The sequence below is a fragment of the Tsukamurella conjunctivitidis genome (assembly GCF_007858475.1).
GTDB lineage: Bacteria > Actinomycetota > Actinomycetes > Mycobacteriales > Mycobacteriaceae > Tsukamurella > Tsukamurella conjunctivitidis.
The window spans coordinates 159,124-171,630 of record NZ_VIGX01000002.1 but is presented as its reverse complement, the minus strand read 5'-3'; the positions used below and the strand labels follow the sequence as shown (position 1 = coordinate 171,630).

General features: G+C 71.9%; 13 protein-coding genes. 7 read left to right on the top strand and 6 right to left on the bottom strand.

Annotation, left to right across the window (positions count from 1 at the left end; all coding sequences use genetic code 11):
- The first annotated feature begins 28 nt into the window (after window positions 1–28).
- Window positions 29–898, top strand: a complete 870-nt coding sequence (locus FK530_RS04670; protein ID WP_146485816.1) for a class I SAM-dependent methyltransferase — start codon at window positions 29–31, stop codon at window positions 896–898.
- Here the strand turns inward: FK530_RS04670 and FK530_RS04665 are convergent.
- Entirely contained in the window at window positions 861–1,637 is a 777-nt protein-coding gene (locus FK530_RS04665) for an LLM class F420-dependent oxidoreductase (protein ID WP_146485815.1), read from the bottom strand. The genes FK530_RS04670 and FK530_RS04665 overlap by 38 nt on opposite strands.
- Window positions 1,638–1,651: 14 nt before the next feature.
- On the bottom strand, window positions 1,652–2,920 hold the full coding sequence (locus FK530_RS04660; RefSeq protein ID WP_146485814.1) for an MFS transporter: 1,269 nt from the start codon (window positions 2,918–2,920) through the stop codon (window positions 1,652–1,654).
- A gap of 29 nt (window positions 2,921–2,949) precedes the next feature.
- On the opposite strand from FK530_RS04660, the gene FK530_RS04655 reads away from it, so the two are divergent.
- A complete protein-coding gene (locus tag FK530_RS04655; protein ID WP_146485813.1) occupies window positions 2,950–3,855 on the top strand; it encodes a LysR family transcriptional regulator in 906 nt (301 codons plus the stop codon).
- Window positions 3,856–3,859: 4 nt separating this feature from the next.
- Here FK530_RS04655 and FK530_RS04650 read toward each other — a convergent pair whose 3' ends face one another.
- Window positions 3,860–4,618 carry a methyltransferase domain-containing protein gene (locus FK530_RS04650; RefSeq protein WP_146485812.1) on the bottom strand — a complete coding sequence of 253 codons (759 nt, stop codon included), beginning with the start codon at window positions 4,616–4,618 and terminating at the stop codon, window positions 3,860–3,862.
- A gap of 35 nt (window positions 4,619–4,653) precedes the next feature.
- Here FK530_RS04650 and FK530_RS04645 point away from each other — a divergent pair, with 35 nt between their 5' ends.
- A complete protein-coding gene (locus FK530_RS04645; protein ID WP_146485811.1) occupies window positions 4,654–5,454 on the top strand; it encodes an ABC transporter ATP-binding protein in 801 nt (266 codons plus the stop codon).
- Window positions 5,455–5,475: 21 nt separating this feature from the next.
- Here FK530_RS04645 and FK530_RS04640 read toward each other — a convergent pair whose 3' ends face one another.
- On the bottom strand, window positions 5,476–7,374 hold the full coding sequence (locus FK530_RS04640; RefSeq protein WP_146485810.1) for an HNH endonuclease signature motif containing protein: 1,899 nt from the start codon (window positions 7,372–7,374) through the stop codon (window positions 5,476–5,478).
- 5 nt (window positions 7,375–7,379) lie between these two features.
- Between FK530_RS04640 and FK530_RS04635 the strand changes: the two genes are divergently transcribed.
- The 4 genes from FK530_RS04635 to FK530_RS04620 all read left to right on the top strand — a co-directional run bounded on the left by FK530_RS04635 (window position 7,380) and on the right by FK530_RS04620 (window position 9,975).
- On the top strand, window positions 7,380–7,877 hold the full coding sequence (locus tag FK530_RS04635; protein WP_146485809.1) for a mycothiol transferase: 498 nt from the start codon (window positions 7,380–7,382) through the stop codon (window positions 7,875–7,877).
- An 85-nt stretch (window positions 7,878–7,962) separates the two neighbouring features.
- The gene (locus FK530_RS04630; RefSeq protein WP_146485808.1) at window positions 7,963–8,466 is read left to right on the top strand and encodes a MerR family transcriptional regulator; all 504 of its coding nucleotides are present in this window, start codon (window positions 7,963–7,965) and stop codon (window positions 8,464–8,466) included.
- Window positions 8,467–9,465, top strand: a complete 999-nt coding sequence (locus tag FK530_RS04625; protein WP_146485807.1) for an aldo/keto reductase — start codon at window positions 8,467–8,469, stop codon at window positions 9,463–9,465. It abuts the gene before it with no gap.
- A 111-nt stretch (window positions 9,466–9,576) separates the two neighbouring features.
- Entirely contained in the window at window positions 9,577–9,975 is a 399-nt protein-coding gene (locus tag FK530_RS04620; RefSeq protein ID WP_146485806.1) for a hypothetical protein, read from the top strand.
- A gap of 6 nt (window positions 9,976–9,981) precedes the next feature.
- Here FK530_RS04620 and FK530_RS04615 read toward each other — a convergent pair whose 3' ends face one another.
- Together FK530_RS04615 and FK530_RS04610 are read right to left on the bottom strand one after the other, a co-directional pair.
- Complete coding sequence (locus tag FK530_RS04615) at window positions 9,982–11,097, bottom strand: YbfB/YjiJ family MFS transporter (RefSeq protein WP_146485805.1); 1,116 nt, start codon at window positions 11,095–11,097, stop codon at window positions 9,982–9,984.
- A 9-nt stretch (window positions 11,098–11,106) separates the two neighbouring features.
- Window positions 11,107–12,489, bottom strand: coding sequence for an MFS transporter (locus tag FK530_RS04610; protein WP_146485804.1), 1,383 nt, complete (start codon window positions 12,487–12,489; stop codon window positions 11,107–11,109).
- Between the last annotated feature and the right edge of the window lie 18 nt (window positions 12,490–12,507).

Here is a 12,507-nt window from a genome sequence, read left to right as displayed (position 1 = left end):
AGGACTCTACGTCTATAGAGGAGACGGCATGGACAACTCGATCAGCACCGTCGACGACACGGCGCGCTGGGTCGCGTATCACCGCGCACTCGAATCCGCCCGGCCCGACGCCCTGTTCCGCGACCCGTTCGCCGCGCGCCTCGCCGGGCCGACGGGGCGCGCCATCGCGGACGGCGCGGCGCCCGCCGCCGGTGGGGGCGACGCCTGGTACCTCACCGCCCGCACGGTTCTGATCGACCGCGCCGTGGCCGCAGCGCTCGCCGACGGCTGCGACACCGTGCTCAACCTGGGCGCCGGTCTCGACGCCAGGCCCTACCGGCTGGATCTGCCGGCCGACCTGGAGTGGATCGAGGTGGACCTGCCGGCGAACCTCGAGCACAAGGCCGCGGTGCTCGCGACGGAGACGCCCCGGTGCCGGCTGCGGCGCGTGCCACTGGATCTCGGCGGCGACGGCCTCGCCGCCCTCCTGTGCGAACTCACGGACCGCCGGATCCTGGCGCTGGCCGAGGGCCTGGTCATGTACCTCTCCCCCGACGAGGCCGACGCGCTCGCCGACACCCTGCTCGCTGGCGGCGTTGACCGCTGGTGCCTCGATCTCAGCGCCGCCGGGGTGGGAACGGTGGTGGCCGAACGGAACCGGGGAATCCTGCGCCGCGCTCCGTGGCGCTTCCTGCCCGCCGACGGCGTCGCGCACGTCGAACGGCGCGGATGGACCGCGTGTGACATCGAGCCGCTGTTCCCCGCCGCCGTGGCCCTCGGCCGTGTGGACACGCCCGACGCGCACCGTCTGGCCGCCGAGCCGCAACCCGATCCCCGCGCGCCCGGCGACGCCCCGTGGAGCGGCGTCGTGACCTACACGCCTACTGCGAATCCCGCCAGCGCAGCAGGGCCTCGATGACGGTGTAGTCGAACGCGGGGGCGGAGAGCTCGGCGGTGAACTCCGTCGCCCCCTCGGCGACGAGCTGGTCCGCGAAGGCCAGGGCACCGTCGACGCCCATGCCGCGCGGGATGGCGACGTTGTGCGCGATGGACTTCGGGTCCCGGCCGATGCGGTCGCAGGCCCGCGCGAGTACCGCGGACTTGTGCCGGTAGGTCTCGAGATCCACGAAGTAGTGCCACACCGAGGCGTACTGCGCCACCAGCGGCAGCGTCTTCTTCTCGCCGCCGCCGCCGATGAGGATCGGGATGTCGCGCGTGGGTGCGGGATTGAGTTTGCTCCAGCGCTCGGTGATCCGCGGCAGGGCGGTCGCGAGGTCGTCGAGGCGGCTACCGGCGGTACCGAACTCGTAGCCGTACTCGTCGTAGTCGCGCTGGAACCAGCCGGAGCCGATGCCCAGGATCAGGCGACCCTTCGAGATGTGGTCGACGGTGCGCGCCATGTCGGCGAGCAGGTCGGGGTTGCGGTAGCTGTTGCAGGTGACCAGCGCGCCGATCTCGATGCGGGAGGTCTGCTCGGCCCAGGCCGCCAGCATCGTCCAGCACTCGAGGTGCGTGCCGTCGGGATCTCCGGAGAGCGGGAAGAAGTGGTCCCAGTTGTAGACCACGTCGACGCCCAGCTCTTCGAGCTTGGCGACGGCGTCGCGGAGCTGCTGGTACTCGGTGAAGTGCTGGGGCTGAAGCTGGACTCCGATGCGCATGCCCACGACGCTACTCAGCCCCGCGGCGCCTCGCTCCCCGAACGCGGCAGGACCGTCGCGACCAGCACGAACGCCGCGGCGATGCCGACGCCCACCGCGAGCGCGATGCCCGGCCAGCCGGAAGCGGCGTAGGCGAGCCCTGCCGCCGCGCCGACGACCGAGGAGCCCGCGTAGTAGCAGAACAGGTAGCCGGACGAGGCCTCCGCGCGGTGCGCGGTGGCGAGCAGGCCGACCCACCCGCTGGCGACGCTGTGCGCCGCGAAGAAGCCGGCGGTGAAGACCACCATCCCCGCGAGCACGGCGGGCGTCGAGTCGGGCAGTGTGATCGCCAGCCCCGCACCCATCGTCGCGATGGAGGCGAGAAGCACACGGCGGCGGCCGATCCGGTCGGCGAGCCGCCCCGCCGCCCCGGACGACCAGGTCCCGGCGAGGTAGATCAGGAAGACCAGCCCCACGACGCCGGGCGCGAGGGCGAAGGGCTCGGCGAGCAGGCGGAAACCGAGGAAGTTGTAGACGCTGACGAAGCCGCCCATGAGCAGGAAGGCCAGCGCGAACAGCGCCGCGAGCGCGGGCCGGCGCAGGTGGCCGAGCATGCCGCCGATCGTCGTGCGCACCGAGACCGGAGCGGGCACGTGGAACCGGGACGCCGGCAGGGTGCGGATCATGACCACGGTGAGCACGGCCGCGGCGACCGCGAAGAGTTCCATGGCGCCACGCCAGGGCAGCACGTCGAGTCCGACCGCCGTCACGACGCGGCCGAGCAGGCCGCCGATCGTGGTGCCCGCGATGTAGCGCCCCATCGCCCCGCCGAGATCGCGCCCGTCGACCTCCTCGGCCAGGTACGCCATTGCCACGGCCGGCACCCCGGCGAGCGCGATGCCCTGCAATGCACGGAACGCCAGCAGCACCTCCAGCGTGGGGGCCAGCGGGATCACCAGGCCTAGAACGACCGCGGCGACGGCGGACACCGTCATCACGCGGGTCCGGCCGAAGCGCTCCGAGAGCGCACTGACGGGGATGATCGCGAGCGCGAGCAGGCCCGTGGTCACCGAGACCGCGAGCGCCGAGACCGCCGGCGCCGCCCCGAACACCCGTGTCAGCTCGGGGAGCACGGCCTGCGTCGAGTACATCGAGCCGAAGGTGGTCAGGCCCGCGACGAACAGCGCGAGCGTGGTCCGACGGTACGCGGGCGTTCCGGCCCGCAGCGGCGCGGTCTCGATGGGGTCAGCGGTGGCGGTCACGGTCTCCACCGTGCTCCGGGATCCTCGATGTGTGAAATGCATGGACCTGAGGGACTTGATAGAAAGAACGCATGACTGCAGCTGGCAGGCCCGGCCCGAGCACCTCGGACGACCTCGTGCGCTTCATCACGCTGGCCGAGACCGAGCACATGACCGACGCCGCGGCCGCGTTGCGGATCACTCAGCCCACACTCTCGCGCACCCTCGCGCGCCTGGAGGCCGAACTGGGCGCGCCGCTGTTCGACCGGCGCCACGGCCGGCTGGTGCTCAACGCGAGCGGCGAGATCTACCTCGACCACGCTCGGCGTGCGCACGCCGAGCTGGAGGCCGCCCGGGCGCAGATCGCGGACCTGCGGAGCCCGTCGCAGGGCACGATCCGGCTCTCCTTCCTGCACTCCTTCGGCGTCGCCCTGGTCCCCCGGTTGGTGTCCGGCTTCCGCGCCCGCGAGCCGCGGGTCACCTTCGAACTGTCCCAGTTCGCCGCCGGCACCGTCACCGAACGGGTCCTCGCCGACGAGGCCGATCTCGCCATCGTCTCCCCGCGACCCGCCACGAGCGCGGTGGCCTTCGGCCTGCTGGCGGTGCAACGTCTGGCGCTCGCCGTCCCCGCGGGCCACCCTCTGGCGGAGCGCACGTCCGTGCACCTCTCGGAGGCGGCGGACGCGGACTTCATCACGACGCACCCCGAGTTCGGTCTGCGCCGGATCCTCGAGGAGCGCTGCGCCGCAGCGGGTTTCCGCCCGCGGATCGCCTTCGAATCCTCCGAGTCCTTCACCGTCGCGGGACTGGTCGCGGCGGGGCTCGGCGTCGCGCTGCTGCCCGTCGACCAGGATCCGCTCTGGCCGCCCGGGATGGTGCTCGTACCGATGTCCGGGCCGGCACCGACCCGCGAGGTGGGGCTGCTCTGGCGTCCCGACACGGCGCTCCCGCGCGCTGTCCGGGCCTTCCGCGACTACGCCCTCGCGCAGGCCGAGTGAGCGGTCACCGTCGGGCGGCGACGGCGAAGATGCGCCGGAACGGGAGCACCGTCCCGAAGTCCTGCGGCGGGTATGCGATCCCCAGCTCGGTCTTGTAGCGCTCGACGAAGGCCTCCCGCTCGGCACCCTCCAGCCGGGAGAGGACGGGCCGCGCGCCGGTGCCGAAGATCCACTCGAAGACCGCGTGCTCGCCCGGCAGGACGTGCAGGTAGGTCGTCTCCCAGACGTCCACGTCCCACCCCGGGCGCTGCAGGGCCGCAAGGTATTCGGCCGGGTCGCGGACGTCGACGCGACGGAAGTCGGTGACGCCGAACTCCGCGGCGACGCTCGCCAGCAGCGCGTGGGAGGGAGCGTCCTGGTTGCCCGGCACCTGGAACGCGAAGGCGTGGGCGGCACCGTCGGCGACGGCGGGTAGCAGGTCGATGTGCTGGTCGATCCACTGGTACATGGCGTTGGAGACGATCACGTCGGGCCGTTCGCCGGTCGGGCGCCAGGTCGCGGCGTCGCCCGTCTCGAAGGTGGCCTTCGGGTCCGCCACGTCGGCGCGGGCACGCACGATCATCTCCTCACTGGAGTCGACTCCGTGGATCGCGGCCTCCGGCCAGCGGGCGCGCAGGGGCGCGACGTCGTTGCCGGGACCGCACCCGAGATCGACGACGGTGCGTGCATCCCCCGGCACCCGGGCGAGCAGATCGAGGAACGGGCGCGTGCGCTCGTCGCCGTAGCGGAGGTACTGGGATGGATCCCACCGGTGCGAAGTCATACAATCATCCAATCAATTGAGTGGAGAGGTGGACAGTGACTGAAACCGCGACGCACGACCCGCACGTCTTGAGCATCGACCATGTGGACCTGGTTCGCACTGGTCGTGCCCTCCTCGACGACGTCTCCCTCACCGTACGCCGGGGCGAGCACTGGGTCCTGCTGGGCGCGAACGGCGCCGGCAAGTCGACGCTGCTCGGCCTGTGCGGCGCGGTCACGCACCCGACTCGCGGCACCGTCGACGTTCTCGGCAAGCGACTGGGGCGGGTCGACATGCGCGAACTGCGCACGCACATCGGGCACGTCAATCCGCGACACCGCCTGGACGTGCCCCTGACCGTGCGCGACGTGGTGATCACGGGCGTCACGAACACGCCCGAGTTCCCGCCGCGGTGGGCCCCCACCGACGCGCAGCGCACCCGGGCGGAGGAGCTCGTCGAGACGCTCGGGATGTCGCGTCACATCGAGTCGCGGTGGCCGACCCTCTCGCAGGGCGAGCGCGGGCGTGCCCTGATCGCCCGCGCGCTGATGGGCGATCCCGCACTGCTCCTGCTCGACGAGCCGGCGACGGGACTGGACCTCGCCGCGCGCGAGCGTCTGCTGACCACGGTCGACGGCGCGCGGCGCGCTCACCCCGAGCTCGCCTCGATCCTCGTCACCCACCACCTCGAGGAGATCCCGGTGACCACCACGCACGCGGTGCTCATCCGGGACGGGCGCATCACCGCGTCGGGGCCGGTCGACCAGGTGCTCACCACCGACGCCATCAGCCACGCCTTCGACCACCCGATCACCATCGCCCGCCAGGACGGCCGCTGGACCGCGCGGTCCCACTGAGGACGTCGTCACGATTCCTCCTCAGAACGGCGGGGGTTTGAGCGGCTGAGTGCCGTCGTAGGCCTCGCCCGCAGCTTCGGCTTCGCGACGCTCCTGGTCGCGGGCTCGGATTTCGGCGTCGATGCGGCGTTGTTCGTGGCGGCGGTGGCGCAGCAGCCGGTTCTGGGCGCGGAGCGCCGTGCGGGCTTTCGCGCGGCGTGTGGCGGCGGTCGCCAGCCCGCCGGGGTTCTTCGGTGTCGGTGGCCGCGTGGGTTCCGGTGCGTCCCAGATGATCTTCTCAAGTCCGGGCAGCAGCTCCCGGGCGGTGCCCGGTGGCACGGTGTAGATGCCGCCGGTGGGGTGGCGCCATTCGACGGTGCCGTCGGGCAGGATGTCGGAGAGCCAGCCGGTCTCGGTTTTGATGCGGTGGTGGAATCCGCACAGCGGTACCAGGTTCCCCGGCGTGTGTTTGCCGGCGGCGGTGGTCGGCCCGCCCGTGGCGGGGTCGTCGTGGTCGTACTCGGCGACGTGGTCGGCCTGACAGCGGCCCGATGGTGTGCTGCAGCCGGGGAAGACGCAGCTGGGGTACGTCAGGCGCATCACCAGCAACTGGTACCAGGTGGGCCGGTACCCGCCGGCACCCCGCACGTGCACCTCACCAGTGGCGGGGTCACGGCGCCCGAGGACCCGCCACCGGGTGCTGCTGGCGGCGATCAACTCCCGCGCGTGCGCGACGGTGACCAGACCGGATATCCCTGGATCGTCGGTGAGAATCACCGCGCCGGTGCTCTGAGGTTCAGTGGGCTGCGGCCGCGGGACCGGCTGGTGCGCGCCGTCCGGATCAATCGCGGCAAACTCGTCCGCGCCGGCATCCGCCTCGGCGTCGGCCGAATCCATGAACAAGTCAGGCTCGCACGATGCGTCCGCGCCGGTACGGCTCGCGCTCGCGCTCGCGGCCTCACCGTCGGTCGGGGTGACCTCGGCCAGGTCGGTTTCGTTGAGGACGATCACCGCCAACGCGGTGACCTCCTGCGAGACTGCGCCGGTGCGGGGACGGGCGTCCCGCAGATCGCAGTCGTCGCGCCCGCACAGACACCCAAGGCTCTCGTAGCCCTCTGCCAGCGCGACCAGCGCGGCGACCTGCCGTTGTCCCAGAGTTCGGCCGTCCTCCCCGCACACCGACTGCGCGACCGGCGCGACCGCTGCCGACAACCGGATCGCCTGATCCTTGCCCATCACCGCTTCCAGGTCGACCAGTCCATCGGCGCGGGCGTGGAACTCGAGCCGCTCCCGCGGCGCCACGGGAGGTGTCTGCCGCGCTGCGTCCGCATCCAGCCGGACCAGGATCGCCTTCGCGGCATCCGTGACGGCCCGCGCCGTGACCGCCTCACCGGAGCGCGCTGCGAGCCACACAGCGATCCGCTCGTCATAGGCCGCAGCGACATCCTCGTCGAGGACCGCCGACGACGCCCGCAGCACTTCCCGCACCACCGACAGCGACACTGTCCCGGCGGCGAACAGTTCGAACAACCGCGGGCACCGCTCCCGCAGATCCAGCCCGCGATGCAGCGCCGCCCCCGCAGCACCCCGCCCGGTCCCGAGCGCGGCGCCGACCTCCGCCACCAACTCGTCCCAGTCATCGACGAACCGCCGCGAGGACTCCTCGCACACCCGCCGCGCATCATCACGCAACTCGTACAGCCTGGTCAGCACCGCCGAGCGCTCCGCCTCCAACCGATTCTGCTCGACCGTCAACACCCGCAACCGCGAGAGCGCACCGGCAGCACTCAACCCGGACACCGCACCGTCGAACACCGACGGCAACGGCGACAGCACCCGCCGCCCCAGCGTGAACGCGTCATCCGAATGAGTCATACTTTCGATTCTATTGACCGAGTTCGAACGAGGATAGATCTTGACAAGGTATTTCTCTGGCGACATTTCTTATGGAGGCAGAACTTGTCAGCGCATCACGCCTCTCCCTCACGCGCAGTGCGCTCACCGTGGGCGGGCTGCTCAAGCACGTCACGCTGACCGTGAACGCCTGGTCCGCCCGCGCCGAGGCGGCGCCGGACCTGTTCAGCGACCCGCGGCTCGACGCGATGGCGGAGGGCGACGACTTCCGGCTCGGCGACGGCGAGACCCTGTCGGCGCTGCTCGCCGCGTACGACGCCGCCGCCACGCGCGTCCTGGCCGTCGCCGACACCGCGGACCTCGACGCCGTCGCGCCCGCGCGCCCGGCACCGTGGTTTCCCGAGGGCTTCAAGGGGTGGACGGTGCGCTGGATCCTGCTGCACGTCATCGAGGAGGTCGCCCGCCACGCCGGCCACGCCGACATCCTCCGCGAGGAGATCGACGGCGCCACCGGCCACCCGCTCATCGCCGCCGCCGAGGGCCTGGGCGACCTGGGATTCGTCCAGCCCTGGACGCCGCCGACACCGTGATCGGCCACCGCGGCGGGCGGCCGAGGCCCGGCGGCAGCGAATAGCTGTTGACTTCGAGTGCACTCGAAGGCTTAGCGTGGCTCACGTGGTCGCACACACCGAAGAACTCGCCGCCGTCGTCCGCTCCCGCGGACCGCTACCGAACACCGCCGAGATCCTCGCCGGGCCGGCGCAGGAGGGGCCGCTCACCGTCGCGGAACTGGCGGAGCTGGCGGGCGTCTCCGGCCACACGCTGCGCTACTACGAACGGATCGGACTCGTCACCGTCGACCGCGACGGCGCCGGGCACCGGCGGTACGGACCCGAGGCCATCGCCCGCGTCATCTTCCTGACGCGTCTTCGGCTGTCGGGCATGCCGATCGCCGACATCACGGAGTACGTGCACCTCGTCGACGGTGGCGACGCCACCGCGTCCGCGCGGCTCGCGCTCCTCACGGCGCACCGCGCCCGCACGCTCGCACAGATCGAGGAGCTGCAGTACTCGCTCGCGGTCATCGACTACAAGATCGCCACCTACGGCGGCGATCTCGGCACCTGCGCCGGCGAGGCCGCCGACGCCTTCGAACCCCACTCGTCCCAGGAGGACTGAATGCTCCCCACCCGCTCCCTCGGCGACCTGCGCGTCTCCGCCCTCGGCCTCGGCTGCATGGGCATGAGCCACGCTTACGGCACCCCCGACCTCGACGAATCCCGCGCCACCCTGAACGCGGCACTCGACGCCGGCGTGACGCTCTTCGACACCGCCGACATGTACGGCAACGGTGTCAACGAGGAGTTCCTCGCGCCCTTCGTACAGGCCCACCGCGACCGGATCGTGCTCGCCACCAAATTCGGCTTCGTCAACGACGAGAACGCCAGGCCCGTCGGCCTCGACGGGCGGCCGGAGCGCGTCGCCGGATGCGTCGACGGTTCCCTGCGCCGGCTCGGCGTCGACGTGATCGACCTCTACTACCTGCACCGCGTCGACCCGCAGGTCCCCGTCGAGGAGACCGTGGGCGCGATGGCAGAGCAGGTCGCCGCGGGCAAGATCCGCGCGCTCGGCCTCTCGGAGGCGAGCGCCGAGGACATCCGCAAGGCGGCCGCGGTACACCCGATCGCCGCGCTCCAGTCGGAGTTCTCGATCTTCACCCGGGACGTCGAGGACGGTCCGCTGCAGGCCGCCCGCGAGGTCGGCGCGGGCCTGGTGCCGTTCAGCCCGCTCGGACGCGGGCTCCTGACCGCGGACCGCGCCGCGATCGCCGCCGCGCTGCAGGGCGACGACTTCCGCACCACCATCCCCCGCTGGCAGGGCGAGAACCTCGAGGCGAACCTGCGGCTCGTCGACCGCATCGACGCCATCGCCGCCGACCTCACCGCCGCGGGCGCCGGCCCGGACGGTACGACGGTGACCGCCGCCCAGGTCGCGCTCGCGTGGGTGCTGGCGCAGGGCGACGACGTGGTACCGATCCCCGGCACCACGCGCCGCAAGCACCTCGCGGACAACCTCGGCGCCGCGGACCTCGTGCTCAGCGCGGCACAGCTCGCCGGTCTGACCGAGCTCTCCGCCGTGGGCAGCCGCCTGCCGCAGCGCACGCTGCAGCAGCGCTGATCAGCGCTCGGACCAACCGTCCGGCAAGGAGACACCAAGGGGTCCGGTCGATCGTGGATGTCAGCGGGGAGCCGCCCTGCGGGAATCCGGGAGAGATCGATGCATCCATACGTGACGAAGCAGGAGACGCAGCGCGCGACGGGGCAGATCCGGCTCCACTGCCAGCGGGGTCGACGCGGGTTCTGGGTGAAGCTCAACATCTTCGAGACGATCACGGACTTCCTCTGGAGTCGCGATCCGCTCGATCTCACTCCGGACCCGGAATGGAATTCTGTCAGTTATGCCGTCGGCGGGATTGTCCATCGCCACCCGATGATTCCCTCGTGGGGGCTGAACACGATCACCGTCGAAGCAGGCGATCACATGCTCAACGTCTGGTGCGGCAGCGATGTGTACATGGCGGCGCTGGTACTGCCCGTTCGTGTGCTGCCCGGGCAGACGGTGAACGTCTACTACACCGCGCCGCGCGCGAAGGGCGTGCCCGCCACGCTCGGCTTCACGCCGTCCTGACGGGCATCAGGAGGGAACGCGCGGACTCGCCCACCGCGCGACCGCGGCCAGGACGGCCGCGGCCACGAGCACGCCGCCCGCGGTGAGGAAGGCCGCGTCGTAGCCGTCACCGAGCATCGGCGCGACGACGAGCGGGCCCACGATCTGACCGATGCCGTATCCGGCGGTGAGCACGGCGGCCGACCGGGGGATGCCGATCCGCGCGCCCGCCTCCATCGACAGCATCACCGCGCCGATGAAGGTGCCGCCGAAGAGCACCGCCGAGACCGCGGCCGCCGCCGGCCCGCGGACGAGGGCGGGCAGCACCGCCGAGATCACCTGGAGGAGCAGCGCGATCACCAGCAGGGTCTCGGCGGAACGGTACCGGCGCAGCCGCGCCCAGATCAGCGGCGAGACCGCGGCCGCCAGGCCGACGATCACCCACGCGGCCGGTCCCTCCCACGGACGCCCGCCCACCGCGACGGCCGCCACGAGGAACGTGCCGAGCACGATGTACCCCAGCCCCTCCAGGAAGTAGCTGATCCCGAGCGCCCACCCGGCGACGCCGGGCCGGGGCGGGGCGGCACCGTCGGGCCGAGCGACGGTGGCGGCCGCACCGGGCGGGAGCCGCCACGCGCACGCCCCGAAGGCCGCGGTGGCGAGGGCCGCGACCCACCACAGCGCGCGCCAGCCGACGACCTCGCCGAGCCCGACGACGAGCAGCCCCGACGCCGCGATCCCCACGCCCACACCGCAGAAGGCGACCCCGGCGGCCGCGGTGCCGGCGACGGCTCCCGCGCAGTAGACGAAGACGACCGCGCTGGCGAGGCCCGCGATCAGCCGCACCCCGGACCACAGCGGCACGTTCACCGCGAGCACCATGGCGACCTCGCTGGCGACGAGCGCCAGCAGCGAGGCCCGCAGCAACGATGTGCTGCGGGCCAGGCGCGGCCAGATCGCGAGCGCGAGGGCGCCGAGGAAGTAGCCGAGGTAGTTGAACGTTGCGACGATCGCCGTGGAGCCGGGTGAGATGCCCGTCTGCTCCTGCATGAGCGGGAGGATCGGCGTGTAGACGAACCGCCCCAGGCCCATCGCGGCCGCGAGCCCGGCCAGGGCACCGAAACCGAGCTGCCGCGTATTCACTACGCCATTCTAACGAGCAGCCGGTTTCCCCTTCGCAGGCAGGAGCAGCGCGATCGCGAAGGCACCGGCCACGAGCCCGGCGCTCACCGTCAACGCAGCGCGATACCCCGGGAGGACGTCGCCACCGGCGTTCATCGCCGCCGCCACGGTCACCAGGATCGCCAGCCCGAGGGCCCCGCCGACCTGCCGGAAGGTGTTGAGCACCCCCGAGACCATCCCCGCAGCCGACGGCGCCACCGCCGAGGTCGCGATGTTCGGCAGCGGCAGGAAGACCATGCCGATACCCACCGAGGTGACCAGCGACGGGATCAGGACCGCGGTGAGGAAGCCGCCGTTCGCGGGAAGCGGCGCGAACAACAGGAAGCCGACGGTCGCGAGCGCGGTACCGATCGCCACCACGCGGCGCTCACCGATCCTCGGCACCAGCCGCGTCGCGATCTGCACCGCCGCGACGATGCCGAACGAGAAGGGCAGGAACATCAGTCCCGTCTTGGTGGCCGAATACCCCAGGCCCATCTGCAGATACAGGGAGACGAAGTAGAAGGCCCCGAACTGCCCGGCGACCACGAACGCGAAGACCAGGCACGGCACCAGCACCTCGCGCCGGCCGAGTATGCGGAAGTCGACCAGCGGCACCGTCGTTCGCCGCTCGACCATCGCGAACGCCGCGAGCAGCACCGCCGCGACCACGAACCACCCCAGTGTGCGAGCGCTCCCCCAGCCGTTGTCGGTGGCGGCGACGATGCCGTACGCCAGCACCGTCAGCCCTGCGGTGGCGAGGACGCCTCCGGCCCAATCGGTTCGACGGTCCGCGCCCTCCACCGGCCCCGGTGCGGCGTGGGTGAGCGCCAGGCCGAGCACGGAGACGACGGCACCGCAGGCGATGACGGTGCGCCAGCCGAAGGCGTCGGTGAGCACTCCCGAGAGCACCACGCCGACCGCGCCGCCGACCGACGCACCGATCGCGATCGCGGCGAAGCCCTTCGCGCGCTGCGCCGGCTCGCGGAAGGTGAGCGCGATCGACGTGATCGCCGCCGGCGCGATCGCCGCGGCGCCGACGCCCTGCAGCACCCGGACCACGATCACCTGCCACGGCTCCTGACACAGGTACGCGCCGAGCGAGGCCACGGTGAAGAGCGCGAAGCCGAACCGGAGCAGCGCGCGCGGGCCGAACCGGTCGGACAGTCGGCCGGCCAGGAGCAACAGTCCGCCGAAGACGATGGCGTAGGCGTTGACGACCCACGACAGGCCCTGCGGGCTGAAGTGCACGTCGTCGCGGATGGCCCGCAGCGCGACGTTCGTGACGGAGGCGTCGAAGGCGACGAGGAACTGCGACAGCGCCGCCAACAGGAGCGCGGCTCCCGTCCTGCTTTTTTGTGTATCGAGTAACATAAATAGGTAGGGTAGCCT

Bases quoted from the DNA above. Each gene is read 5' to 3' on its own strand.
- FK530_RS04670 (WP_146485816.1), top strand. From the start codon at position 29: ATGGACAACTCGATCAGCACCGTCGACGACACGGCGCGCTGGGTCGCG.
- FK530_RS04665 (WP_146485815.1), bottom strand. From the start codon at position 1,637: ATGCGCATCGGAGTCCAGCTTCAGCCCCAGCACTTCACCGAGTACCAG.
- FK530_RS04660 (WP_146485814.1), bottom strand. From the start codon at position 2,920: ATGCATTTCACACATCGAGGATCCCGGAGCACGGTGGAGACCGTGACC.
- FK530_RS04655 (WP_146485813.1), top strand. From the start codon at position 2,950: ATGACTGCAGCTGGCAGGCCCGGCCCGAGCACCTCGGACGACCTCGTG.
- FK530_RS04650 (WP_146485812.1), bottom strand. From the start codon at position 4,618: ATGACTTCGCACCGGTGGGATCCATCCCAGTACCTCCGCTACGGCGAC.
- FK530_RS04640 (WP_146485810.1), bottom strand. From the start codon at position 7,374: ATGTCGCCAGAGAAATACCTTGTCAAGATCTATCCTCGTTCGAACTCG.
- FK530_RS04635 (WP_146485809.1), top strand. From the start codon at position 7,380: ATGGAGGCAGAACTTGTCAGCGCATCACGCCTCTCCCTCACGCGCAGT.
- FK530_RS04625 (WP_146485807.1), top strand. From the start codon at position 8,467: ATGCTCCCCACCCGCTCCCTCGGCGACCTGCGCGTCTCCGCCCTCGGC.
- FK530_RS04610 (WP_146485804.1), bottom strand. From the start codon at position 12,489: ATGTTACTCGATACACAAAAAAGCAGGACGGGAGCCGCGCTCCTGTTG.